The organism is Ahrensia sp. R2A130, assembly GCF_000179775.1.
GTDB lineage: Bacteria > Pseudomonadota > Alphaproteobacteria > Rhizobiales > Rhizobiaceae > Pseudahrensia.
On the sequence record NZ_AEEB01000022.1, the window covers coordinates 391,738 to 417,823 of the forward strand.

The following is a 26,086-nucleotide window of genomic DNA, read 5'->3' on the forward strand; positions in this document are numbered from 1 at the left end:
GCTATCGCTGAAGGCAGTGCTCAATGAAGTACGCTTCCGTTCAATACGTGACATTATTCAAGAAACACCTGCAGCATGGTGTAATTCAAACGGCATCGCCCGTTGACCTGCGACCCGACTTTCCTCCAGTCATATGGAGAATTCGTCGGTTGATTGTTGGCCCTATGCGGCCTGGTTTTGCAATGCCGTCTTCATGGCGAACTCGATGGGCGCGATGTAGTGTCATTCGACCCCTGTCTCTTGGCACCACTTGAGGACCGCCATGCTGGTCATCTCAGTCCCGTTGTCAGAGACGGTCGTGCGTGGTCGTCCACGCCGCTGGATGATCGCATCCAGCTCACGTGTCATCCGCAGGCCGGACAGCGACGTATCAGCGACGTATCAGCGACGAGCGCCAGGCATTTCCTACTGAAGTCATCAACTACAGCCAGCACCCTGAACCTGCGTCCATCGGTGAAGGCGTGCGACACGAAATCGAGGCTCCACCGTTCATTGGCACAGCTTGGCACGACCATCGGTCGACGCGTCCCCAACGCCCGCTTGCGGCCGCCACACTTGCGCACCTGAAGTTTCTCCTCGCGATACAGCTGTCGCAGCGTTCCGCCGCAACCGCCTTCATGGCCTCACGCAGATGGGCGTCATTCGGCTTCACACTTGTGTAGCGCACCGTCGACCTATCGATGTCCAAAATGGAACACGCCCGCCGCCCGCTCACGCCGTGCGTCTCGCACAGGTGCGCCACGGCTTGCCTTCTGGCGGCGAGCGTCAACATTTTTTGCGTTGATGCCTCGCAGCATGGCATTATCGAGCATCTGCTCCGCCAGCAGCTTCTTTAGCCTGGCGTTCTCGTCTTCAAAGGCCTTCAACTTGCGGGCGTCAGACACATCCATACCGCCGAACTTCGCCTTGTATTTGTAAAACAACGCCGTGCTGACACCATGCTTCCGGCAAACCTCAGCAATCGGCAGAGGAGGCTTGCTCACTGCGAGATAAAAAAAGAATAAATGTCAAGCATGTTTAGCGCTTGTCATGCACGTCCCAACCTAACGGAAATTTGGTGGAACATGGCAGAGCCGAGTTATTCCGGTCCCAACGAGGATTCGATCATCTCCTCGATGAGCAGATAAGCATGCTTACGTTCCGTAATTGAAAGCACCTTGAGACGCTTCGCTAAATCGGTCCGGAGATAGATCGTCATCGGCTGACGTCCGTTCTTTAAAGTGCTCATCCTGCTCGTCGAGTTCTCGGCGGCCGTGCTCAATACAATCTCACTTACGTAGGTTTCAGATCATCATTTTTTAAGATTAGCAGATAGCAGTTTTATGTCGAATATGGCGGCGTAACATAGAGAGGGCAGCAGGCACTTGGACGTCCAGACGCCTTGATGCTGGCATCGGCGCCGGTATCAGTTTGCACTTGGCTGGCCCTAGCCGAACTCATCGGTTCTTGGCTTTGTCAATGAAGGGGCCTCAATCGCGATCGACAGGCTTGTTCATTGGTTTGCTTGGCTACCCCATGAAACGAGGCTGTCATGAACTCCAAAGCCGACTTCAAATGCGATGAACATTCTGTGCGTGGATCTAAATTTCGCAGTTAGAAAACTAGAGATACTATTTTCTATCAGCGTAGATGGCATCGGGACGCGTTGATTCAGCTAACACTTGATCCAGAAATCACTGAGTTGTCTCCGGCTCCATCGAAACGATGGCCATCGGAAGATCAGAGACTTCAACTTCTGGCTCATCGACTAGGCCAACCGGCAGTCATTCATCTGACTGAAGATGATTGGATGGATGCAATCGAGTTGAAGGCCGATGGGCCCGTTCAGTTTTCGATGTCGAGAAGCCTCGTCCTGAACGAACCTCGTTATTCCAACGCTCGTGCTATTTGGCACCACCATGCCAATCACGTCTCCGTTTCTCAACGGATTGAGATAATAGATCACTTGGTCGAGAACGGCGGTGATTTGGTAATTGATGAGATTGCTAGGACTCAAACTGATCGTGCACAAGCATTTGCAGCCGTTTTGCGTCTCGTCTGCGATACCTACCTGACAATTGATCTCAATCGACCGATGCTGGGCACATCGCGCGTGCGACTATCGCAACTTATTCGAGAGGATTTGGACCACACCGACGTCACAAGTTGAGACGAATTAAAAGTCACGCGACTCTATTTTTGATGAGCTGTGCTGTTTTTGACGTTGAGATTCCGCATCAATCCTCAACCTGTGTGCAAACGAAAGTTAATCATGTTGCGATATTGGCACTGCGGCGAAATCACCGTGTTTTTTACTTTGATTAGTTTGTAACAAGCCCCGCAAATAGGATAATGTCGTTGTGAAGCTGCAGCGCAGTAGCGTCCGGGGGGATGTCTCACACAGATGCGGTTCGTAGGCGGGGGCTCCTACAAGGCATTATGCCGTCAGCCTCTAATTTAATTGGGGCAACCATGACTTCCACGAAAAATTCAAAACCATCCGGCGAAAGCGCGACTGACGACAATTCAGGCGGCGAACAGCCTAGCCCTGAGGTGATGGAGAAAATCGCCAAGCTGCGGTCGCATGTGCGCGAAAGCTTCGGCAAGATCGCCATGGCAATGATGATGCTGCCGCGTTACCGCAACCAGTCCATCGCAGACCTCCAGCACCTAGTGCTCGAACCCCTCATCCGCGACCGCATCGCGATGGCCTATCCGGGCAAAGCCGACGATGCCACTGGCGACATGGTCGGCTTCGCGATCTGGGCGAGCGTGTCGGATGAGGTGGACGCGAAAATACGCGAGCAAATCGAGGCGGGAACTTTTCCGGTGCGATTAAGTGGGGAAGAGTGGGTGAGTGGGGAGAACAACTGGTTGCTGGATATCGTGGCTCCAAGTGAGCAAGCCGCGACCGCCGTTCTTTCAAACTTTGGGCAACTGACATCCTCAGGTAACTTGAAACTTCACCCTGCAGTCGCGCGAACTATCGATCGTGAGACAATTGAGCGTCTCGGTGCCCAAAAACTCTGATTTCATTTTCTTTCGAACGGGTAAAACCAAAATGGCTGCAACGGTTGAATTACAACATAGTGGGAAGTTTTACAGAACGAAGGGTGAATGCCTGAACGTCAAGGGCGAGCGTTATAAGGATGGCCTCTCTGCTTGGCACAAGGACTACAAACGCCGCCACAAAATGAGATATCCTCATGGCGTTCCTGTCCCACTAGACATCGCACCAGACACTGTGCACCTGACGCAAGGTGGTAAGCTCTACGATAGCAACATCTTTGTTGGCGTGCCGCTTTTCAGTGAACGGTTTCGGCAGGCGGTCGAGGAAATTGAACCTGGCGTCCATCAATTCCTGCCGGTGAAGGTCATCGGCGTCGATGGTGAACCATATTCCGAGCCATGGTGGTTTTTCAACATTTGCCAGCTGGTTGATTCCATCAGCCCCGAGTTGGGCGGTGTCTACAAGCAGGAATGGGAATACCATCGCGAAGAAAAATACGAAAAATTCACATGGAATATAAAATCTGGCTGGTTGCCGGGTCGCGTTCCTGAGCCGGACGATAGCGACCCGTACAATCCCTACACGATGAACCCAAGCAAGAAACTCGCCGTCTACAAGGATCGCGTTGCCGGACGTGCGGCATGGATCGACAGCCGGTTACCCCGCACATTTTATTCCGATGCCCTAATGGCGCGCATCGAAGCCGAGGGCATGGAAGGTTTCTACGTCGTCCATCACTGGAAAGAGATATAGGGCAACACAATGACCGATCAACCAGAAAGTAATCTATTCACTAATATTCCAGCGCGCCCGCAATATAAGGTTCTGGGCTATCAACTTGGGGATGATTATTTTTTCCTATCTCCGGAAATTCCAGACACTTCAGCCGGTCCCGGAAAAGGGTCTCAACGCGCCGGTCTAACGCAGGCACACCACACCAGCCCAAGTAATATTAAAGATGGTTTAAATTCCGAAGCGCTGTACGTTAGAATAGCGTCAGTCGATGCGGGTGATTACCGTTACATCCATAATGAATTTATAAAAAACGGTCAGTTTGTAGTTCGGGAAAAATCTGACGCTATCAGAATGGGTGTAGATAACCATGACGGCTCTCACCCAGCCTACGATAATTACGTTCAAGCAAAAGACAGCGAGATTATAGGGCGTGGGAGTAAAGTTGAAAGCTTTGAGTTTGATCGTCTGAAAGCAGAAGGCTACAGCGACGTCGAAGCCGAACGTTTGTCCGAGGCAACCGCAACAGAATACATGGCAAGAGAAAAAGCAGGCCTAAACGCTCATCTCAAGATGGCGACCCAAGTTGGAGGGATCGCTGAATATAGCGGCGGCAGACCTCTCCTCGTCTTCAACAATAATAGCGCGCATAAGCCGTCTGGTGCAGGTAAAGACTGGGCCAATCAACATAATGCGTTGGCTGCTGAAAATTTTACGATGGACGACATCGCAGGCAGGCAAAAGCCCGGCGACCCGCTTAATTATGTCGATGGCGACACCGGCACCGCGGCATTTCGAGCGGGTGTTGCGGGCGAAGATTTGCCGAATGACCGTATGGCGACAATCACTGACGGTGACGATGCGGGTAAATTCAAATGGATGGTCGAAGACACTCCTGAGGCACTAAAGATACGTGCGGACGTTTTGGCGCGCGATGCAATCGTGCGGCAGTATGATCGCTCAGATGCAGAACTCGATCAGGCCCGCAAGTTTATCAACTCGGACAAATTCAGAGATCTTCGGGACAAAATTCTATCAGATCTGAACAACAAGGATTTCTTTGCGGATAGAAATAATCTTCCGATCCAAATTGAGGATTATTTTGATCAGATCAAAAATTCTGCCGATCTCGACGCGCCCGGAAAAGCAGTATTGGTCACGAATGCTATTCAGGGGACGCTAGATCTATTTGAGAAAGCCGACCCGATTTCGTATGCACGAATGCTCGCCGATACGAATTCCATTGGACAAAACGTCAAAGACTTTCTCGGCGATCAAAATGGTAGTGTCTCAGTGAATGGGGCGTTGTCTCTGGCGGTGCTGGCAGCCAGTGTTTTTGCCGTCCATTACGAATACCGCGCGAGTACAATCGATACACCCGAAAAGTCGTTCGTTGACTGGGCTGTGGAGTCGACACCCGAAGCGGTGGCGGCTCTGCCTCTAGTGGTGCCACTCGGAGGCGCTGTCTATGGAATAGCAAAGTATGTTCCGCAGGCGCGTATGGCACTGGTGGCATTTGGCCTGGTTGCGGCCTTTCCGACGATGAAGAAGGCGCTCGAGAATTTTGTAAAAGTAGAAGCCGAAAACGCTGAACTGGCACCGACCATAGCTATGATTCAGCTCACTTTGAACGGTCTGGACTGGATCGAGAAGCAGCCTTTGGTCAGCTACATCGCTGAGAGCGTCAAGAAGGTTATCAATCCGATCGTTGACGCCACGGTTTTTGCCGTTGCCACAGTCGATGGCTCAAGCGCCATGACAGTTGACATAGCTGCGGGCGGTTCCGGCAAAAATGCCTGGCTTATCGGGAATGACGCGTCGGAGCTATTTGGCAATGAGCAAGGAAACATCCTTGTTCATTATGGGCTGGGAACTGCACGTGGTGGTGCGGGGAACGACTGGCTTTTCGCTTATAACTCGGATTTCGCGGCCGCAGGCGAATATCTTTATGAAGCCGACCGCGCACAAGCGACGCGGAACGCAGACCTGCCTGATGGCGAGGAGGTTCCTATCGATGGCCCAAAGGCGTTTACGGACACGCGTCTGACGCTCGACGGAGGTGTTGATGATGACTGGCTGATTGCGGGTAACGGGAAGGCTGCCCGTCTCATCGGCGGCGAGGGCAATGACTGGATATTCAATGCGACGAGTCCGGTATTCGATGAGAGTGGCAACGTTATCGCTCGCCCAGAGATCTATGGCGATACAATCGACGGCCGTTCTGAGACACGAGGCCAGAACGGGCCATCTCCATTCCTCCCTTCCCAGCAACGCGATGGCGATCGGTATGCGAAGACACCGGCTGGAGATTGGTCTAGAGACAGCGACATAATCTGGTGGTGGCCGGATGTCGTAGTTCGGGATGCGGCACACAACGACCTTTTGAAGTTCTTCGGTCTGCCGCTGACGGGCGGCTCTAATAGCTTGCCTGTTCTGTACAATGGAGCCAGCCGTGCTCTCGGCTTGAGCGCCGGCGGTGAAACGTTCGACAAGTCGATCTTTCTCGACCACCTGTTTCCGTTTATCTACTACGTTCGTGATGAAAAAAGCGGTGTGATGACAGTCGTCAACGCCCTATCAGGTGTTCTCGGTGGGATCGCAAAGCTTTTCGTTTCGGAGGATACTTTCGGCGACGTCGAAGGTACCGCGATTGAGAGCACCGGTTCGGGTGCGATGGCGATCGATAATTTTTCAGTTCCTCGGTACGTTTTTGGTTTCAACCCTTTTGTGAACCCAGTAACTGCGAATTTTTTGAGCGACGATCGCACGGGAACATTCAATATGTTCTTCAAGAACGCTAATCCGTTCTATGAAATTTTGAATCTGTTGCCTCCTTTGCCGGGTACCGGCGGCCTGTTCAACATTCTCCCAGCTGTTGACGACGCACTGTTTCTTGAAGAAGCAGCAAAACGTTTTGCCAAAGCTACTAAGTGGTCACCTGACAAAGACCCGCTCGTTTTTGATTTGGATGGCGACGGTCTGGAATCCGTCTCGCTTCGATCCAGCGGTGTTTCTTTCGATATCGATAGCGATCTGTTCGGAGAAGGCACGGGGTGGTTGTCAGCGGATGATGGGTTCCTGGCGATCGATCTGAACGGCAATGGTCGGATCGATGGGATCGAGGAACTGTTCGGTGACGAGACCATCGGTGGCTTCGAGGCGCTGTCGGTTTATGACAGTGATGGTGATGGGGCGATCACGGCGGCGGATGCGGTCTGGGCTGATCTTCGTATCTGGCAGGATCTGAATCAGGACGGGAAATCCGGCACCATCGAAGATGGCGATCAGGACGAATTGAGCACGCTGGATGAGCTCGACATCGTCACCATCGACCTCGCTTCGGTCGAATTGACTGGTTTCACTCCGCAGGGCACCGAAATCCGCCGCGCGGGTGGCTTCGAATATGGCGATGGCACGCGCAACGAAGTGCTGGAAGCCATCTTCCCGACAGACGATATCCGTACGGAATATCTCGGCGAGACCGGCATCGCGCCTTGGCTGGCCGATCTGCCGGTCAACGCCAAAGGTTTTGGACGGATTACCGATCTGGCCGTATCTCTATCCAACGACATGGATATGGCCGACGCGCTGCGCGCCGCTTCTTCCGATCTTACAATCCCAAATCTGAAAACGTTGCGTGAAGCCATCGGCCCCGTGCTTGACCGGTGGAGCGTGACGCTGGAGCAGACCCGCGAACTCACGCCAGTCTTATTGAGCACCAACAGCGACACGGTCCAACTGGTTGATCGTGCGGTCTACGTCGAAAACAACGCCTCCGGCTATTGGACGCTGGCCTCCGATGCTTCGATACTCGATGCTAACGGCGTAGCTATTGCTGAACCCACATTGGAAGATGTGCTGGCGCAAGCCACTGCGGACGGATCGGTTTGGCAGTTGGAACAGCTTTTCTCGCCATCCTCCCGACAGGATAATCTCCAACACCGTACCGAAGTGCCATATTTGGTCGAAATCGTTGATGGGCGTGCGGTGGTTCTCGATCATGGTATTCGCGGCGTTGATGGCAGCTGGACGCTTGCGAGCGGCACCCCGATTCTGGACGCCCAGGGTACAATCATCGAAGCTGCGACGAAGGCGGACATCACCGCTCAGGCAACTGCCGACGGTCAGGAATGGCGCGTCGAAGAGATTAGCTTCAACCCGTTTGCCGCCATCGATATTGAGAATATCGGAGTGCGGTTCCTTGATGGTGAGGTGGTCGATTACACCGTCGAGATGACGGACGAGGACGGTTCGTTCTACGTCTGGGCGCGCAATCTTGATCGGGCATTGGAATTGCAGGTTCTCAAGGGCGAGAACAACAATTTCAACCTGCGCAACTACGAGGTGGATTTCGACCGTCTGGACGAGGTGGATTCCACCTCCGATAGTCGATTCCGCGTCGAACTGCTGTCTCCAAACCAGTTTCACCTGGCCACATCTTTGATTGGAATCGATTTCCAGCCTGCGATGTTGTCCGGTGAGATTGATGACGTGACGGGGGCCATTTCCTACTCCGTTAATTCCAGCGGTGACGTTAGCCTGTCTGACGTCGGCTACACGTCGGGCATCGACGCCATGATCGGTCTGTTGGGCACGATGATGGACGGCTATCTTGCTATCGAAAGTTCATTCGCGGTTCGCGCCGCACTGGCGACAGGTCTGTCTCAATACGCTCGTGGCGTGACGTATGATGCAGCTGATGATGTCTTCCGTGGCGATGGCCGTGAACTTGCGCCCATGTTCGAAGCGATCTTCGAAACGATGCCAGCTGGCTACGATGCGGCGTTCGATTATCTGACCGACTGGAACGAGCTTCTCTTCGAAGTCTATTCACATTTTGAAACGGCAGGCGGCGCCAATGCCGGTGGCCTGGGCGTGTCCATCGACCAGCGGTTCATATTACAGATGATGCTGCCGGCCTTTGAGGCCACAGACACAGAACTCGACCTACCTGCAGCACTGAACGCGCTGGCGGTAGACGAGAGCAATCTGCGCCAACATCTGGCGGATGCTACCGAAGTTGCTGGCACCGATGGAACGGACCTGTTCCACATCTCGTCAGGCGACCAGACGTTCACGGGTGGTCTCGGCAGTGACACCTATGTTGTGGGCCAGGACTTCGGCCGCGATATCATTCGCGATCTTGATCAGGGTTCGTTTGACGATCTGCGCTTCTCATCACTGTCTGCCGATGACGTAACGTCCCTTCGCGACGGCGAAGACATGATCATCACCGTGACTGAAACCGGCGAAGAAATCCGGCTGATCGACCAGTTCCTGGGAGAGTTGAATGAGTACTATTCGTCGGGCGAGCAGGCGGAAACCGGGGTCAACGTCATCGTGTTCGCCGATGGCGAGATCTGGGATCGCTTCGAGATGGCAATCCAAGTTGCTGATCCACGCGATACCGATGATGCCTATGTTGGTTCGGGCTCAGGCGATGTGCTGTTTGGTGGCAAGGGCAACGATGCGCTGACCGGTGGAGCCGGTGGAGATTATTACATCTTCACTCGTGGTGACGGGCAGGATGTCGTTAATGATCGCGGCAACTTCTCCTTTGGTCCGGTAGAAGCTGGTATCGACTTCATCCAGTTCGTTGGTGACATTTCTTCTAGCGACCTCAAGCTCGTGCGCGATGGCGCAAGCGATGATCTCTTAATCACATTGCTCGATAAGGACGGCGTCGAGACCAGCGATACGATCAAGGTTGTAGGGCAGTTGGGTGGCATCGAACTTAATCTGCAGGCTTGGGAGCAAGTCTCGCCTGGCCTAGGCGTTACCTACGTTTCTCCGGCACTCATCGAGCGCTTTATATTCGGCGATGGCACATCGCTGGAGTTCACCGAAATTGCTGATCGGGTACTGGAAAACGCCCGAACTGATGGTGACGATGCCATCTACGGCATGGTCAATGACAACGTGCTTGATGGCGGCGCTGGCAACGATTATCTCACCGGCTTCTTCGGTTCTGACACCTACGTCTTTGAGCGCGGCTACGGGCACGATGTCATCGAAGACAATGACACGGCCAGCAAACTGTTTGGCAACACGCCCGACACTCTGGAATTCCGTGGTGGAATTGATTGGACTGACCTCGAATTCAGTCGCGATGGCGATACAGACACGCTAACCATCACCATCGTGGGTACGGAAGATGCGGTCACGCTGGTCGACTTCCTTTTGAACTTCGAGTTCATCGGCTTCGTCAATGTCATCGAAACCATCACCTTCGACAATGATGTCGAGTGGTCCTATCTCGATTTGTTGCAGAAGTTCATCGATGCCGAACGTACAGATGGCGACGATTCAATCTACGGTTTCCGTTCTGATGATGTCATCGAAGGCGGCCTCGGCAACGATACGCTGGAAGGGCACGGTGGTAATGATACCTATCTGTTCTCGCGCGGCAGCGGTCACGACACGATCTATGAAGACACCTATGACAAGGGACCGCTGAGCACTGAAAAGGCCGGTGAAGACACGCTTGTCTTCGACGGCATTTCGGCCTCCGATGTCGACTTCACCCGCACCGATCTCGATCTTATCATCACGGTTCGCGACACTGGTGAAAGTATCACCATTCGCGATCAGTATGTGCGTGCAGAACAGCAAACACACGCTGTTGAACGCTTTGAGTTCAGTGACGCGACACTTCTGTTTTCCAATTTCAATCCGGAAGATATCGACCTTGTTGGCACCGCAGCTGACGAAACGATCACCGGGTCGAATTTCTCCGAAGTGCTGGACGGACGTGCCGGCAACGACACGCTGATCGGGCGGGACGGCGGCGACATCTATAGATTCGATGTCGGTTACGGTGAAGATCTCATCATTGATGTGCAGGAACGCTCGGGCTGGGAAGACCGGCGCGGTACGGATGTTCCCACCGATGATGTGGTTCAATTCGGTGATGAGATCACTCGCGACAATGTCGTATTCACACGCAGTGGTGATGACCTCGTCATCACGGTGGAGCAACGCACGGATATTCTGCGCATCCGCAACCAGTTCGCCGACGAGATTAACGGCATCGAGCGTTTTGAATTCGTCGGTGATGGTTTCCTTGATCGCAGAGACATTGAAGAACTTCTGCAGATTGAAGCGGGCAACCGTGGTGACAACATAATCACCGGTCTTGAAAACCAGCCCAACTCTTTCGACGGCGGCCAAGGCGATGATCTGCTGATCGGTGGACTAGCTGCTGACACCTATGCCTTTGGCATCGGTTCTGATTTCGACACTATAGAAGAGCGCGCAGATGCGGCTGGCGTGATCGATAGAATTGTCTTCGGGCAGTCGGTGAACGCCGATGGCCTCATCCTGCGCCGCAACGATAACGACCTGTTGATCGATATCGGCAATGGCACCGATGTGTTGACCATCGTGGATGGTCTGGGTGCAACGACGGTTGAGCATTTTGAATTCGCAGACGGTTCGGTTCTAACGCTGGACCAAATCCGCGATGATCTGTTGATCGGCGATGAAACCAGCCAACGCATCGTGGGCTTTGACGGTCGTGACGACCGGATCGAAGGCGGTGCCGGATCGGACTCGTTGGAAGGCGGCTTGGGCGACGACACGTACACCTTCGGCTTCGGTCAGGGTAACGCTGTTATCCGCGAAACAGGTGGGATCGACCGCATAGAATTTGGTACCGGTGTTACCCGCGACCAGATCAGTTTCCGCGAAGTCGATGGCGATCTGATGATGACGCTGGTGAACAGCGGGCAGACAATCGTCGTGCTTGGCGGCGCCATGCTCGGTGAAGCTGGTGGGTTGGTCGAAGAGTTCGCCTTCCCATCCGGTGACGTGTTGGCGCTTACCGATATCATCGCGATCGCGCGCGAGGGTGCAACCAATATCGGTTCTGACATCATTGACCTGACATCGCCGTTTGCCGCGCCGGAAGCGGCTCCCGGTTTTGGTAACGATCTCGTTCTCATGGGTGCCGACACCAAGGTCACGTTCAAGAGCGGGGGCGGTCTCGACACTGTGGTGCTGCCAGACGTGCAAGGCGGTGCCGAACTGTTTTTTGCAGACGCTTATTCAGACCAGGTTAGTGTGCGCGTAGACGGACAGTCGTCCGGCGATCTCACGATCCTTGTGCCTGAAAGTGGAGACGAAGTGGTGCTACGGGATGCCGTGGACGCAAGCGAGCTTCCCATCATTCGTTTCGCCGATGGGGAAACCTGGACGGCCGAGCAACTGTTCGCCCGTGCTGTGGAAACGCAACAAACCGACGGTTCCGACCTCGTGTTCGGTAGCGTGGGCGCTGACACGCTGGAAGGCGGTTCCGGTGACGATGACATACGCGGCGGTGCCGGAGATGACACGTATATATTCCGTCGTGGCGACGGTCGCGATGTGCTGACCGATGATCGTCGCGAAGAGGTGGGCGGCACCGACAGATTGGAAATCCGCGGCTATCTGGCTGAAGAGATGCAGGTCTCCCGTGTAGGCGGAAGCAACGAAGAAATCGTGCTGACTTTCGATGGCACAAACGATGAGATCGTGCTGCGCGGTCGGATCGAAACCGTGGCATTCGGCGACGGCACCGAATTTGCGATCGACGACCTGATTTCTACCGCTGTGGGTCAAGGCACAGCCTACGCTAATGAGTTGACCGGAACGCTAGGTAACGATGTGTTCGAGGGTGGCCGTGGCGACGACGTGCTGCGTGGTCTGGATGGCAGCGACATCTACATTTTCCGGCGCGGCGATGGTGCCGACATCATTACTGATCCCCGTTCGGCCACCAATGGCGACAAGATTGTCCTCGCCGACCATTTCGTTTCCGAGCTGAAGGTACGCGGCGTCGAAGGCAGCGCGAACGACCTGTTGATGCTCTTGGGCAATGGCGATCAGATCATATTGGTGAACGGTCTCAACCGTTTCAGCAGGTCTATTGATCGATTTGAATTCAATGGCGGAACGGTTTGGACCCACGCTCAGATTATCGACCTATACGACCGCACTAATGCAGCTAGTGATGCAGATATCATCACTGGAACAAGTGGCGATGATGTTTTGACCGGGACCAACGGCAACGACGTTTTCCAGCCCGGCTACAATGACGCCGACACCATCGTCATCGAGCGTGGCGCAGGTCGCGACATCGTTATCGAAGCTACTGTGCCCCAAAGCCGCGTTGAGCTTCGCGGTTACGATCTGTCCGAACTCTTGATTTCAAGCGTTCCCGACACCACCCGCGACATTCTTATTCGCTTTGCAGGCACGGCTGATGAAGTCGTGATCGAGCGCCCGGCGCAGTACACTTTCTCAGGTGCGGACCGAGATACTACCCGTCCCTTCTTGATTGCGGATGATGGCGCACTTTCCATCGACGATCTGACGGCTGCGCTCAGCGTGACCACCGGAGATGTTGGAAACAACACTCTGCGCGATCCCAACTCCGGCTCTTCGAGTTCGGTGTTCGATGGCGGATTTGGCGACGATACGATTTCAACCGGGGAAGGTCAGGACACCATTCGTTTCGCGCGCGGAGACGGTCGCGATACTATCGAAGCGAAGGTCGTGTTCGCGTTCACGTCGGACACTTTGGAATTGTCAGGCTACCTTCCTGATGACGTGATCCTAACGGCGCACCCGTTCGAACCGCTCGGTTTCATCGTAACATTTGTGGGAACGGATGACGAGATCGTCGTTCGCTCCACCAGCAGTCTGTTGCGCGCGCGCGTCACCAAGATCGAGTTTGATGACGGCACAATTTGGTCGAGCAGCGATATTGCGGCGCGGACGGGTCCGGCCGCGTTTGCAGAACCGAACGAAATTCTCGACCAACCGACCGATGGCCTGCCTATCGAGATGGGAGCGGGTGACGACTATGTCCGCACGGTCGATACCGACGATATGTACATCTACCGCAACGGCGATGGTCGTGACGTCTATTTCGATGAGGGCACCAATAGTGCGCAGGGTGCCGACATTGTCGAGTTTGCGGACCTTCTGATCGGCGATGTAAAATTCGAACGTCGCGGTGACAGCTTCGCCGTCGTAATCGAAGCTGACGCCGCACGGGGTATAATTGCGGGCTCCATCACTATCTCTGATGCACTGATCGGCACCCGTGGACAGATCGAGATTTTCCGTTTTTCCGATGGTGAAGAGATAGGTCTCGCCACCGCCATCGCACAATCTATCCGCGATGATGCAACGCAGGGCGCTGACACAATCACCGGTACGGCTGGCGACGATGAGATTTCCGGCGATGGCGGAAGCGATCTGCTCTTCGGTGGCGAAGGAAACGACACCTACGTCTGGTCGCGTGGTGACGGTCATGATGAAATTTCCGACATCGGCGGCGTTGATCGCCTCCGCCTTGCCGGTGTCACAGAAGGCGATTTGTTTTTCGAACAGGCGTCGCGTGGCCTTATCGTCACGATTGCAGCAACCAGTGCTGGTAGCGATGGCGGGACCGTCATCCTTCTTGGCGACCCGTTGGGAACCGCTATCGAAAGCATCGAACTCGAAGACGGCACCATCATCGACAGTGACGCAATTTCAGCCCGTCTGATCGCCCAACAGGCGTCGGTTTTCGATGATCGAATAACCGGCTTTGCAACCGGTGATACGCTGGCTGGTGGACTTGGTGACGATACCCTTTTGGGCGGCGATGGTGCCGACACCTACACTTACGCGCGCGGTGACAGCTCCGATATCATTTCGGACGTTTCCACCGATGGCGCTGTCGATACTCTAAAACTCGTCGGCATTGATCCTTCTGACGTTTCGCTTCGCATTGGTTTCGACGATGGCCGTTCTACTGGCGGCGGGGCTGATCTGAACGTCATTATCGCACCCACCATCACCGATGGCATCGACGGCGGTCGCGTCACAGTGCGCAACTCATTGGATAGTGATGACACACGCGGCATCGAAGCAATTGTATTCGACGATGGCACGGTCTGGCAGCGCAGCGACTTTGCAACGCTGATCGGGCGCAATATCGGCACCGGCAATGATGACCTGCTGATCGGAACAACGGGTGACGATGATCTTACCGGGCTAGGTGGCAATGACAGTCTGCTCGGCGGCGAAGGCGACGACACTTATTTCTATTCCCGTGGCGATGGCCTCGACAGCATCGAAGATGCTTCGGGCTCCACCGATCGCTTGGAAATCGCAGGCTACGCCCTGTCAGAATTGACCTTCGCAAGCCGTGGTCTTGAGGGTAGTGAATTGATCATTCGCTTGGCCCAATTCGACGACGAAATCACGATCATCGGTGGCCTTTCTAACGGCGCGAACCGCATTGAACAGATCGTCCTGAGCGATAGCGGAGAAACGCTTTCCCTCAATGATATTCGCGCGATCATGCTGGCGCAGTCCGCCAGTGACAGTAACGATACGATCCTCGGTTCCACTGGCGATGATGTGTTGCGCGGCGGTGTTGGCGACGACGTGCTGCAAGGTAATGACGGCACGGACACCTATATTTATCGCGCGGGCGATGGCGATGATCGCATCATCGATATCGCGCCCAACCGGTCAAGCCTGCATTCGAGCTTGATCGAACTGCCGGATCACAATGTCGATGATATCGCCTACGTAACGCGTGGCGGGCCAGATAGCGACGATCTCGTCATTATGTTCGGCGGAGAGCGTGACCGTCTCATCATCGAACGCGCGCTCACGCCGCGAGCCAATGAAGACACAATCACCTTCGCGGACGGAACCGTGTGGACCGCAGACGACATGCGTGCGGCAACAATGGCGACATCGTCGACATCGGGCGACGACAAAATCTACGGATTTGCAGGCGATGACACGTTCCTGTCGACCACAGGTGACGACACCATGTGGGGTCGTGATGGCGACGATCTCTACCAGTTCGCCCGGGGCAGTGGGCAGGATACAATCTACGATACCGTTGAGGCAGGCGGCAGCGACCGCGTGGAATTCCTCGACTTCGTGTCCAGCGAAGTGTCCGTCGACCGGCTTTATCAGGGTAGCGATGCTTTGGTTTTCACCTTCGCCACCTCGCCCCGCGATAGCCTGACAGTGTTCGGTGGCTTGCTCGGAGCAGTCGCGGAATACACCTTCACGGACGGTGTTATCTGGACGCCTTCAATCATTCTTGGTCTGCTGGACAACGAAGCGCCCAACGCGGTGGATGACGGATATCTCTCCGCTGTTTCTGGTGCGGCGACAACTGTTCTGGCGGCTGATCTTCTCGCCAATGATTTCGATCCCGACCGCGATACGCTTTCCATCATCGCCGTTGATGGCGGTGAAAATGGCACGGCTGAACTCGACGTTGATGGAAATATCGTCTTCACCGCCAATGGTGATTTCACCGGCGCGACAACATTCACCTATACCCTCTCGGATGGTCGCAACGGCCTGAACGAAGCCAGCGTCAACATCCGTGTTCGGCCTGTGGCGGAAGCGCGTGATGATACAGGCTACACTGTGGCCGAAGATGACGTGCTCGTCATTCGCACCGAACGCCTGCTTGCCAACGATGCCGACGGCGACCGGATGGTTTTGGCGCAGGTTTTGAACCCGACTAACGGCACTGTATCACTCTCCAGCAATGGCGAAATTCTGTTCACGCCGGATGCAGACTACAACGGCTCAGCTGCATTCAGCTACATCGCCAACACCGCCGATGGCGGTCGCGCTGAGGCTCGCGTATTCATTGATGTCACCGGCGTCAACGATGAACCCGTCGCTTTGGATGACAACGGTTTCCTCGTTCTTGAAGGCGGCAGCCTTGTTATAGATACGGCAAATCTGTTGGAGAACGATAGCGACATCGACGGTGATGATCTCACCATATCTTCTGTCGTTCCCACCACCGATCTAGATGTATCGCTCACCGATGACGGTGTGATCCTCGTGTCCCCAAGGGGCGACTTCTTCGGTGAAGCCAGCTTCACCTATGTGGTGTCGGACGGTGCAGGCTCGACCGCGCAAGGCCAGGTCACAGTCACCGTAGAACCCGTCAATGATGCGCCTGTGGTGATCGATGATCTCATCACCATGGATAGCGGCGAAAGGCTGCGCGAAGACAATCCAACCGTCATCGATCTGGCAACTCTGCTCGCCAATGATAGCGATCCGGATGGTGATACGCTAACTGTCACAGGCGTTGTTTCGGGCCCGCAGGGCGAAGCGCGATTGCTGGAAAATGGCACGATCCTATTCACGCCGAACCAGGATTTCAACGGGATTGCCAGCTTCGACTACACAGTTGATGACGGGCAGGGCGGTTCGACCACGGGCACTGTTTCTCTCGACTATGAAGCTGTCAACGATGGTCCCGTTGTCACTAATGACGGTTACGTTGTCGATCCGCTGACCGGCTTACCCAGCGGCCCATCGATCTATCGTGGTCAGGAAGACGTACCGCTCGAAATCGCCATCTCCGAACTGCTGTCCAACGATATTGATCCCGAAGGTTTCGCGCTGACGTTCCGTAGCGCCGGCAGTGGTATCGAAGGCGATGTCGAGGTTACCGATCGTGGCACGGTTATCTTCACGCCTGATGCCGATTTTTGGGGTGAAGCCAGCTTTGCCTATCTCGTTGCCGATGCGGAAGGCGCGACCCAGTTGGGTCAGGTTTCTCTTTGGTTCGACAATGTTGGCGATGGCCCGCCCGTTGCCAATACGGATGTTATTGAAGTCTATGAGGATGTGCCGTTTACGATTCCGCTGGAACTGCTTCTGGCCAACGACACAGATATTGATCGCGACGAGTTGGAGTTCGTGTCGTGGCAGTGGCTGGTGCCGGAATTCACCAACGGCGATATCTATCAGCAAGCCAATGGCGATCTTTTGTTCACACCGGACGCGGACACCAACCGGGTTTCGGTATTCACCTATGTCGTGACTGACAATCGTGACGGTACGGATACCGGTGAAGTGCAAATCAATATCTTGCCGGTCGATGATCAACCGACGGCCACGGATGATGACGGTGGAACAACACCATTCTCCGTTCCGCTCGTTCTGCGCGCGTCCGAACTCGTGTTCAACGATGTGGACGTGGATATTTCCGATGCGGAAAACGGTGTCGAGGCCGGCCTAACGTTCGTTGGTGTCGATTCCGTCAGCAACGGCACTTACGAGATCGTCGCCTTTGGCGATGAAACCTTCATCATCGTTCGAGCTGAACCTGGCTTCAGCGGCGACATCACGGTCCGCTATCTCATCGAGGACGAGACAGGTCTTCAGGATCTCGGTTTTGCTACTGGATACGCTGCCACCACATACGATCTCACGTTGGTAGGTTCAGACGTCACGGACCTCATCGAAGGCACGAGCGACGCTGAGACCATCACTGGATTGGCCGGTGATGATCTTCTGGTGGCTCTTGGTGGAAACGACACTATCGACGGTGGCTCGGGTAACGACACGATCCGCGCCGGTGACGGCGACGACGTCATCATCGGTGGCGATGGTGCTGATACGATTGATGGTGGCGACGGATATGATACCGTCGATTTCGCAGATTCCAACACCGGCGTGAACGCTGATCTGGAGTCACGAATTGGTCGAGGCGGCCACGCGCAAGGTGATGTCTATACCAATGTAGAAGCTCTTCTTGGCACACAATATGCCGACACACTCGGCGGCTCGACAGGCGATGAACGCCTGGTTGGCAACGACGGCGACGACACGCTGGACGGGCGTTCGGGTAATGATGATCTGTCCGGCGGTAAGGGCGATGATGTTCTAACTGGCGGCGATGGTGCCGATGTCATTGCAGGCGGCGATGGCAATGATACCGCGTCTTATGAACTATCTGCAGAAGCGGTCTCCGTGTCTCTGCAGAACGGCACTGCAGCTGGCAGTGACGCACACGGCGACACGCTAACCAGCATCGAAAACCTCACCGGCAGTGCGTTCAACGACGATCTGCAAGGTGGCGACGGCACCAACATACTGATCGGTGGTCGCGGCGATGACGTGCTTCGTGGCATGGCAGGTGATGACTTGCTAATCGGTGGTCGAGGCGCTGATACGCTGTCGGGCGGCGCAGGCATCGACATCGCCGATTACACCCTGTCAGCTGAAGGCGTAACCGTCGATATGGCGGACGGCGCCGCAGGTGGCGGCGATGCGACGGGTGACACTTTCGATGGCATCGAAGTCATTCAAGGTTCCTACCATAATGACATTCTACGCGGTGATGGCACCGATAACATGTTGCGTGGCGGTTTGGGCGAAGATGTTCTTGACGGACGCGGCGGCTTCGACACCGCCGATTACTCGCGTTCTGAAACTCCGGTAACACTCGACCTTGGTACCGGTGTAGGCACAGCGGGTGAAGCCGCTGGCGACACGCTTATCTCCATCGAGAAAGTCACTGGTTCGTCTTACGACGACGCGCTCTCTGGCAGCACGGCTGCAGATACGTTCGACGGCGGCATGGGTAACGATACGATGTCCGGCAAAGCCGGTTCAGATACCTATGTGTTCGGCACCGAAAGCGGCACTGACTTGGTGATCGAAAATGGTGATGCTGCTGACGTAGATCGCATCGCATTGACCGCCGATCTTGAACCCAAAGACGTTTCCATCATCCGCGAGGGCGACGATCTTTTAGTCGAAATCGAGCGCGAAGGCGGGCTTCTAATCGATACGCTTCGGGTGACCGATCACTTCCTTGGTCGCGAAACTGGTATCGAGGAAATCTCCTTCAACAACGGCATAATCTGGGACCGTGATCGTATCGACGCGCTCACACGCCTCGATCGGTTCAACGCCGAAGACGACATTCTGCGTTTGGCGGTGGAAGACGAGCTGTTGGTTATCCATCCTGCAACATTGCTGCAGAATGACCTTGATGGCGATGCTACGGGCCTCTCCATCGTCTCCGTTTCCGCCGCCATCAACTGCACCGTGACGTTGTTAGAAAATGGAACGATCACGTTTTTGGGCGACCGCGATGTGACGGGTGATGCGTTCTTTGACTACACGGTCAGAGACGAGTTCGGACGTGAGTCCAGCGCAACAGTCGAAGTCAATCTGGCACCTGTCAACGACGCTCCTGTGGGCGTAGATGACGGCATTTTCCACTCCGATGAAGATCAAGCGCTTCGCATCACATTTGCCGAACTTGTCGGAAACGATATCGACGTCGACGGTGATAGTCTCAGCATCGTAGCAACAGGCTTTGGTCCGCTCATCGGTGTGGATGGCCAGACCATTGATGCGAGTGATCTCTACAATGCGACCAACGGTCAGGTCGCGTTGGGTGAAGGCTTTGTCGAGTTCACGACGCTTGAAGATTTCTTTGGCTTTGCAGGCTTCACCTATACGCTCACGGACCCTGACGGACTAACATCTACAGCTGCGGTGCAACTGTATTTCGACCCGGTCAATGATGCGCCACGCATTCTCGATATCAAGCCGTGGATCCGTTTGGAGACGACCACCGATTTCGATATGTCGGACCTCATCAACCGCATCTACGATATCGAGAAAGACGACTTCACCATCATCGATATCAAGCGCCCGGTAAACGGAACGCTGGATTGGGATGTCGATAACGGGGTGATCTCATTCACCCCGGGCATGTTGGGCACCGCATCATTTGAAATTGACGTGCGCGATGCCCGCGGTGCTGAGGCAACGCTCGATTTCGACATGCGCGTGCGCCCGCTCAATGATGCGCCCATCGCCAACGATGACAGCTTTACTGCTATCGAAGACACGCCGTTCCTGATCGACCCCGCGGACCTGATTGCCAACGATACGGACGAGAATGGTGACACCATCGAGTTCGTCACATTCGAGCGTTTCCCGACAAACGGCAAAGTAAGCCTGACAGATGACGGGATGATCCTGTTCACGCCGCGCGCCGATTACAACGGGCAGGCCGGTTTCGAATACGAGATCACCGATGGTCGTGGCTTGTCTGATGTCGGCTTCGTTGCGATCACAGTGCTACCGCGCAACGATGCTCCGATCCTGAACACCGATATCCTGACGTCGTCGGAAGGCGATGACATCTTCATTCTGGCTGCCGAAGCCTTCGGTAACGATGTGGAGCCGGACGGCGACGTGTTGTTCTTCACGTCCGTCGATGTGCTTGGCGAAATGACGTTGCGGTTCCTGTCGGGTGAGCCGGTCATTCGTGGCGCGTCCCTCGATAATGGTGATCTACCGGATTGGCTGACCTACAACGCAGAAACGATGACATTTAGTGGCGAGATGCCCGCAGACCTGGCGCCCGATGCATCGATTGATGTGCAGGTCATCATCTCCTACCCCGATGCCGATCGCGTGTTCCTGCAACCGATCAGCTTCACTGCTGATGATGCGGCACAACTGCTGGCGGGCATCGAATTCGGCACGCTTGTTCCCGAAGGCTATGCTCTGCGCGAAGAGATGACGACATCGTTCGCTTTCACCGGCATGGGCAACGGTGTCGACGTCTCCACAACTCTGGCGGATGGCGCAAGCCCGCTCCCCGAATGGCTGACCTTCGATGCTGATACGGTGATTTTCACCGGAACGCCCCCTGCTGGCGAGACTGACGTCATCAACGTGCAACTGACCTTCCTACACACAGCTGCAGATGGACAGGTGTCCAACCGCAGTGAAATTTTCAGCATCGACCCGACCGACCCTGCGCTCGCCGAGGGCATCGCATGGTCTAGCGATATTGCGCTTCTGGATACTGCCGATGGTATCTTTACTGCTCGCTCTGCATTCGGTCGTCCGCTGCCCTACTGGCTTGATTTTGATGCCGATACGATGTCGCTCGTCGAAACCGGGATCGCACCGGAGGCAGATGCCGATATAGCGCGCGTGCAGTTGGTCTTCGAAGGCAACACCAGTGCATTGCCAGACGATACCTTTTCGACGGCTACAGGAACCTTTGCCATCGAACTCATGGTCGACCCTACGGCTATCGATCTTGGTGTGATTAATGCAATCTTTGCAGGCGACCCTTTCTTTGCCGCGCAGAACCGCTTTGCGTTGGACCTGTCCAGTGCAAGCGACATCGCAGCGACGCTCGAAAACGGAAACGCGTTGCCGGACTGGCTGACCTTCGACGCAGAAACCGTCACCTTCTCCGGAGAGCCACCGGCGGCTTACGTCGGCAGTGTGCCTGTTCGTATGGTAGCAAACTTTGGCGGGCAGAAGGTTTCAATCATTACCGAAATCGTGATCGACGAGATCTTCGTGGTCAACGAGGATTTCTTCGCTCCAGACTTCACTCGCCCCGAACGGATCGACATCAACACGCCTGATGATTTCGATGGCATCGTCGCGATTCACTACCTTGCTGAGGACGAGAAGGGCGGGATTGCAGAAGAGCCCGGTTTTATCATCGTGAACGTGACGCCTGAAAATCAGGACCCAACGGCCAATGCAGACATGCTGCAAGGCATGGAAGACACGATCTCCGTTTGGAATGCTGCCGAACTCGTGTCGAATGACAGGGACCTCGACGGTGACCGTCTGCAGATACAGTCGATCAGCGACGCCGATATCGGAGTGGTTGAGCTGATCGGTAGCGGACCAGACGCACAGATTCGCTACGCGCCACCGGCAGGTTTCTCAGGCACCGTCAGTTTCGACTACATCCTTCTTGATGAAGCCGGCAATACAAGTACTGGCACCGCCACCATCGAAGTGGTGGGAGTGAACGATGTACCCGTTGCCATGGATGATCTGATCGACGGGTTCGAAGACCGCATCTCGACGATTGATGTCTCCGATCTCTTGGCCAATGACAGCGACGTTGATGGCGATACGCTGACGATCACATCCGTCTCCAACGCGTTTAACGGCACGGTCTCCTTTGACGGCGCGGTCATCACCTTCACGCCCGCAACAGACTATGTTGGCGAGGCAGGGTTCGACTACACGGTATCCGATGGAGCGGATGGCGAAACAGTCGCGCAGGTGGTGATCGATCTCGCCAGCACCAATTTGGCACCGACCGCCGGACGCGATGTTTTCGTTGGGCGCGAGGACACGCCGTTCATTTTGACAGTGGACCAGCTTCTCGCAAATGACAGCGATCTTGATGGAGATGCGATCAGCTTCGTTTCCATTGCGGGTGCGGGCGCAGAGCTGCGGGCCTTCACATTGCCGGACGGAACAATACAGATCGTGCCCGATCTCGATATCAACGGTGTCCGCACCATCACATATGAAATCACTGATGGGCGATTGAGCAGCACCGGCACGATCGAGGTCGATTTCGAAGCTGTCAACGACGCCCCGGTTCTGAACACCGATGGGCCATTTGAAACGCTGGAAGACACGGCTGTTTCCATCGACCTTGCTGGCCTGCTGATCAATGATGTCGATATTGATGGTGACGACTTCACCATTATCGAAGTGTTGGACGGCCGTAATGGTACCGTTGAAATGGTCGGCGATCAGGCCGTCTTCACGCCGCGAGCCGATCATTTCGGCAATGCCGGGTTCAGCTACCGCGTCGTAGATGCCGGTGGTGCAGAAGCCATCGGTTCCGTTGAAATTTCGGTGCTACCATCGGATGACCGACCTATTACGGTGTCCGATCAAGGCATAAGCTTCGACGAGGACACGACGTTCATTCTCGATCCGGCATTGCTGACCGCCAATGATTACGATCCGGACGGAGATGCGATCATCTTCCTCGGTATCATCGACGGCATTGACGCGACGGAGCTTGGAGACGGCACGTGGGCCATCACGGCACCTGAAAACGCTTTCGGAGATATCAGCGCGACTTATGCCATCGCAGATGGCTTGGGAAATCCGGTCACGGGCACCGTCACTTTCACGGTATTGCCGGTAAGCGATGATCCCGTGGGTGTCGATGATATGATCAGCATGGTGGAAGATGAGGTCACAACCATCTTCACGGCTAGTCTTCTTGCCAACGATATCGACGTCGATGGTGATGCCCTCTCATTCACCGGTGTTTCGGCGACATCAGGCATAGACGTTCAGATCGGACCTAACGGTACGTTGATCCTGACGCCGCAGCTGAACCAGACAGGCCTTGCTAGTTTCGATTACACCTTGATGGACTCCACCGGTATCGAAAGCACGGCTCGGGTCGAGATCACGATTGCAGGCGTCAATGACGCGCCGGTCGTCTCTGCCCCAACGGAGCTCTCCGGGGCGGAAGATACCGCTTTCGAGGCTCAGTTCCTGCCCGACATGTTCTCCGACCCGGACGGTGATCTGTTGAATATCGCTATGCAGGGTGAGGGTGGAATGCCGTTACCTGACTGGCTGACGTTCGATGCCGCCAATTTGCGTCTCAGCGGCACACCGCCGTTAAATGCCAATGGTTCGTTCGTCGTTGAGCTTGCCGTAGGCGATGGAAACCTGACGACCATTCATCCGGTCACGATCACTTTGTCGGCCATCAACGATGCGCCAGTCGCAACGGATGACCGCATCGATATGGACACGGATGTCATCCGCACCATCGATTTCACGCAGCTGGTTGCCAATGATACCGATGTGGATGGCGATGCACTTACAATCGTCTCGGTGACTGCACCCGAGGGCGTGACTGTCACCATCGATGGTGATCAACTCATCATCGAACGGGCTCCACGTCTCTCTGGCGAACTTGTCGTCGAATACGTCCTGTCTGACGGCTCGTTGACGTCTGCGGCTCAGCTGACTTTGGATGTCGAAAGCGCAAATCAGGCCCCGGTTATCGAAGCCATCACCGCGCTGCGGTCGAATGAAGACGAGCCGATTTCGGTGGCCTTGCCTGCTGACGCAATATCCGATCCGGATGGCGATAGCTTGGCTGTCACCGCCACCCGCGCCGGTGGTGCCGATCTTCCCGATTGGCTTTCGTTCGACGATACTGCTCTGCGCTTTACTGGCACGCCGCCAGTCAATTTCGCGGGCATATTGAATTTGCAAATCGCTGCATCTGACGGTGTTGAAACCACCGTGCGAACCTTCGATCTCGTGATCGAACATGTCAACGATCTGCCCATATTGGCTGCACCATACTCGGACCGTTTCGCAGACGAAGATACGCCGTTTAGCATTGCACTTCAGGCTGATCTCGCCAGCGATATCGATGGTGATGCGCTGACCTACGACGTGCGCGCCGACGATGGCGGGGACCTGCCTGGCTGGGTCAGCTTCGATGCTGATACATTCTCACTCACCGGCACGCCGCCTTCCGATTTCTCGGGTGATATAGCGCTGCGTATCTTCATCTCCGACGGCTCGGCTTCGATCTCTGACGACTTCATGCTGACGATCCGACCGATCAATGACGCGCCCGTGCTTGCTGGTGGGCTATCAGACGTTACTGCCGATGCTGCAGGCGACCCGCTCATGACTGGAAGCCCGTTCTCAATAGCTGTCCCGACCGATGCATTTGTCGATCCTGATGGAGATCAACTGGCCTATGCGTCGACCTTGGCTGATGGCAGCCCGTTGCCTGCGTGGCTGACCTTCGATGGTGAAGCCTATTCTGGCACCGCGCCACGCAGTGCCGTTGGTACACTCGACCTCGTGTTGCGTGCCTCAGATGGAGAGTTCGAAACGCAGGGTTCCTTCGCCCTCGTCTTCGGTGAAGGCAACGCTGCTCCGGTGGCCGGTGTCGATAGTTTCCAGACCACGGCACCCGGAACCAGTGTCATCGATGTTTCCGACCTGCTCGCAAACGACACGGACGCGGACGGTGATGCGCTCACCATCACGGCGGTGAACGCCAGTGAAAATGCCGACGTCGTGTTAGACGGCGATCAGATCACGTACACGCCTGGTATCGATTTCGAGGGTGTGGATGCATTCACGTATACGGTGAGCGATGGCACTACGGAAGTGGACGGTCTGGTTCAGATCGAAGTCGATAATCCCTATGATGACGTCGAAATCGGTGGCAACGGTAGCGATGTCTTCTTCGGTGGTCGCGGTGCGGACTATTTGTCAGGCGGTGCTGGAGCGGACGTTTTGTTCGGCGGGCGCGGGGCAGACGTTTTGAACGGTGGTAGCGGCAACGACCTTCTGTTCGGTGGCCGTGGTGGCGACACGATCAACGGTGATGAGGGGCGCGATATCATATTTGGTGGTCGCGGTCGTGATACGATCACTGGTGGTGCCGGAGCAGATGTTTTGTTCGGCGGGCGTGGTGTCGACACGTTCGTCTTTGGTGAGGGCAGCGGTCGCGACACGATATATGACTTCAAGACCACACGCAGCACGAATTCTAGCCTTATCGCTGGCGATCAGATCGCTATTTCGATCGATGGCATAGACAGTTTCGCACAGCTGCTTTCATATGGCTCACAGTCAGGCGGAGGCGTTCTTTTCGACTTCGGTGGTGGGGATGAGCTCTTCCTTCGCGGCACACAATTGGCTGCGCTCGACGAGAACCAGTTCTCGTTCTTCTGATTGGCATGA

4 protein-coding genes and 1 pseudogene are annotated in these 26,086 nt (G+C 55.2%); 4 read left to right on the forward strand and 1 reads right to left on the reverse strand.

Features of this window, described 5'->3' with window-relative positions; genetic code table 11:
- Window positions 1-225: 225 nt before the first annotated feature.
- Window positions 226-965, reverse strand: a pseudogene (locus R2A130_RS18970) (DDE-type integrase/transposase/recombinase); the annotation flags it as partial.
- Window positions 966-1,789: 824 nt separating this feature from the next.
- Between R2A130_RS18970 and R2A130_RS15220 the strand changes: the two are divergent.
- The 4 genes from R2A130_RS15220 (at window position 1,790) to R2A130_RS18560 (ending at window position 26,077) form a co-directional block, all read left to right on the forward strand.
- Window positions 1,790-2,149, forward strand: coding sequence for a hypothetical protein (locus R2A130_RS15220; protein ID WP_040306126.1), 360 nt, complete (start codon window positions 1,790-1,792; stop codon window positions 2,147-2,149).
- 302 nt (window positions 2,150-2,451) lie between these two features.
- Entirely contained in the window at window positions 2,452-3,009 is a 558-nt protein-coding gene (locus R2A130_RS15225) for a toxin-activating lysine-acyltransferase (protein WP_009758711.1), read from the forward strand.
- A 163-nt stretch (window positions 3,010-3,172) separates the two neighbouring features.
- The gene (locus R2A130_RS15230) at window positions 3,173-3,742 is read left to right on the forward strand and encodes an imm11 family protein (RefSeq protein ID WP_083804354.1); all 570 of its coding nucleotides are present in this window, start codon (window positions 3,173-3,175) and stop codon (window positions 3,740-3,742) included.
- A gap of 333 nt (window positions 3,743-4,075) precedes the next feature.
- Window positions 4,076-26,077, forward strand: a complete 22,002-nt coding sequence (locus R2A130_RS18560) for a tandem-95 repeat protein (RefSeq protein ID WP_009758714.1) — start codon at window positions 4,076-4,078, stop codon at window positions 26,075-26,077.
- Window positions 26,078-26,086: the final 9 nt, after the last annotated feature.

Coding starts and splice junctions, on each gene's coding strand:
- R2A130_RS15220 (WP_040306126.1), top strand. CDS start 1,790: ATGGATGCAATCGAGTTGAAGGCCGATGGGCCCGTTCAGTTTTCGATG.
- R2A130_RS15225 (WP_009758711.1), top strand. CDS start 2,452: ATGACTTCCACGAAAAATTCAAAACCATCCGGCGAAAGCGCGACTGAC.
- R2A130_RS15230 (WP_083804354.1), top strand. CDS start 3,173: ATGAGATATCCTCATGGCGTTCCTGTCCCACTAGACATCGCACCAGAC.
- R2A130_RS18560 (WP_009758714.1), top strand. CDS start 4,076: ATGGGTGTAGATAACCATGACGGCTCTCACCCAGCCTACGATAATTAC.